Source organism: Pseudoroseomonas ludipueritiae (assembly GCF_014490445.1).
Classification (GTDB): domain Bacteria; phylum Pseudomonadota; class Alphaproteobacteria; order Acetobacterales; family Acetobacteraceae; genus Pseudoroseomonas; species Pseudoroseomonas ludipueritiae.
Genome location: NZ_JACTUZ010000302.1, coordinates 1 through 2096 on the forward strand (window position 1 = coordinate 1; position 2096 = coordinate 2096).

The window sequence follows — 2096 nt, forward strand, 5'->3', positions numbered from 1 at the left end:
AGCCCGAGGCCGAGGCCGCCGGCCTCCTCCCCCGCCAGCACGCCCAGCAGCCCATCCTCGGCCAGCCGCGCCGCGCGCGCCTTGCCCTCCAGCGTGGCGCAGGCGGCCACGGCGCGTTCGGCCGTGGCGGCGAATTCGGCGGGGTCCAGCCCGCTCTCGATCATGTCCATGGCTTACTTCCCCTTCGGGAGCTGCAGCACGCGGTCGGCGATGATGCCGAGCTGGATCTCGGTGGTGCCGGCATAGATCGTCTCGGCACGGGCCTGGAGATAGATCTCCCCGAAGCGCTTCTGCGCCTGAAGGGTCGAAGGCGGCGCATCCGGCGCGGCCATGCCCAAAATCTCCTGCGCCAGGCTGGCAAAACGCTGGTGCGCCTCGCTCCAGTGCAGCTTCATCAGGCTGCCGCGCGCGCCAATGGCCTGGCCGGCGACCAGCGCCTCCACCACCGGCTCCACATGGCCCTTCACCATCTCGATATCCGTCACCGTCGCCGCGATGCGCTGCCGATAAGCGGAATCCCGCAGCAGCGGCGCCAGGGATTCATCCTGGCGGCAGGCGGCGATCAGGTGGCGCAGCTCATTCTCGAAGCGCCAGGCGCGATACATGCGGTTGGTGGCGCGCTCGATGCCCAGCACGCGGATGGCGGCGCTCCAGCCCTCGTCCGGCTTGCCCAGCGCATCCTCCGGCTCCACCCGCACATCGTCGAAGAAGACCTCGCAGAAGCTCTGCTTGTCGTTCATCTGGCGGATGGGCACGACGCGGATGCCCGGCGTATCCATCGGCACGGCAAAGAGCGCGAGGCCCTTGTGCCGGTCCTCCACCGTGCCGGTGCGGGCCAGCAGCAGGCAGCGCTTGGCCTTGTAGGCGCCGCTGGTCCAGATCTTCTGGCCAGTGACGCGCCAGCCATCGCCATCCCGCACCGCGCGGGTGCGAAGGCCCGCGAGGTCGGAGCCGGCATCAGGCTCGGAGAAGCCCTGGCACCACATCTCCCGCATCTCCAGGATGGGCGGCAGGTAGCGCAGCTTCTGCTCCTCCGTGCCCACGGCCAGGATGATCGGCCCGGCCAGTTCCTTGCCGATGGAGCTGACGCTTTCCGGCAGGGCGAGGCGGCCGATCTCCTGATTGGCGATCAGGTGCTCCCGCAGCGTGCGGCCATGGCCGCCATAGGCCTTGGGCCAGGTGATGCCGGCGAGGCCGGCGCGGTGCATCGCGGCTTCCCAGGCCAGGCTCTGCTCCAGGCTGGGCGGGGTGTAGCCCGGCTGGTCCGCCAGGAAGCCCGGCGGCACATTGTCGCGCAGCCAGTCCCGCGCATAGCGGCGAAAGGCCTCGCCGCTCAGTTCCGGCGTCATGCCGTCCATGGTTCAGGCTCCCGTCACTGCGCGGCGGCGGGGACCAGCAGCGCATCCAGCGCCACGGCACCCTGCCCTTCCGGCAGCAGCAGCAAGGGGTTGATATCGATCTCGGCGACCTCGCCCGCATGGGCGGCCGCGAAACGGGAAAGCGCCGCGATGGCCCGCGCCGCCGCCGGCAGGTCCGCCCTGGGCCGGCCGCGCGCGCCATCCAGCACCGGGAAGGCCTTGAGGGAGCGCAGCATCTCCATCGCCTCGGCTTCCTCCACCGGAGTTGGGCGCACGGCCACGTCCTGGATGATCTCGGCGAAGATGCCGCCCAGGCCCACCACCACGACCGGGCCGAAGACCGGGTCGCGCTTGGCGCCCAGGATCAGCTCTGTGCCGCCGCGCGCCATGGGGGAGACCAGCACGCCATCGATGCGCGCGGTGGGCGCCTTCTGCCGCACGCGCGCCAGCATGGCGTCATAGGCTGCGGCCACGGCGGCGGCATCGGCGAGGTTCAACACCACGCCACCCACCTCGGTCTTGTGCGGCAGGTCCTCGGACAGGACCTTGAGCACCACGGGGAAGCCCATGGCCTGCGCCGCCTCGGAAGCCTCCCGCGCGCTGCGGGCGATCTTTTCCGGCAGCACCGGCACGCCGGCACCGGCCAGGGCCTGCTTGGCGCCATATTCGTTGCGCAGCGCCTCCGGCGGCAGCGGGCCGGCGGGGGCCACGGGCGCGGGCGGCGGCGGCAGGTCCCGC

Annotated in this window: 2 protein-coding genes; both read right to left on the reverse strand. The window is 71.6% G+C overall.

Translation table 11 applies throughout. From position 1 onward, the window contains the following. Positions 1 to 173: 173 nt before the first annotated feature. The gene (locus IBL25_RS25810; protein ID WP_202986892.1) at positions 174 to 1358 is read right to left on the reverse strand and encodes an acyl-CoA dehydrogenase family protein; all 1185 of its coding nucleotides are present in this window, start codon (positions 1356 to 1358) and stop codon (positions 174 to 176) included. Between the two features lie 14 nt (positions 1359 to 1372). Next, positions 1373 to 2096, reverse strand: a 724-nt coding sequence (locus tag IBL25_RS25815) for an acetate--CoA ligase family protein (protein ID WP_187781299.1), incomplete at its 5' end; no start/stop codon positions are given.

What these genes read in the sequence shown, in the direction of transcription:
- IBL25_RS25810 (WP_202986892.1), bottom strand. Translation starts at nt 1,358, where the DNA reads ATGGACGGCATGACGCCGGAACTGAGCGGCGAGGCCTTTCGCCGCTAT.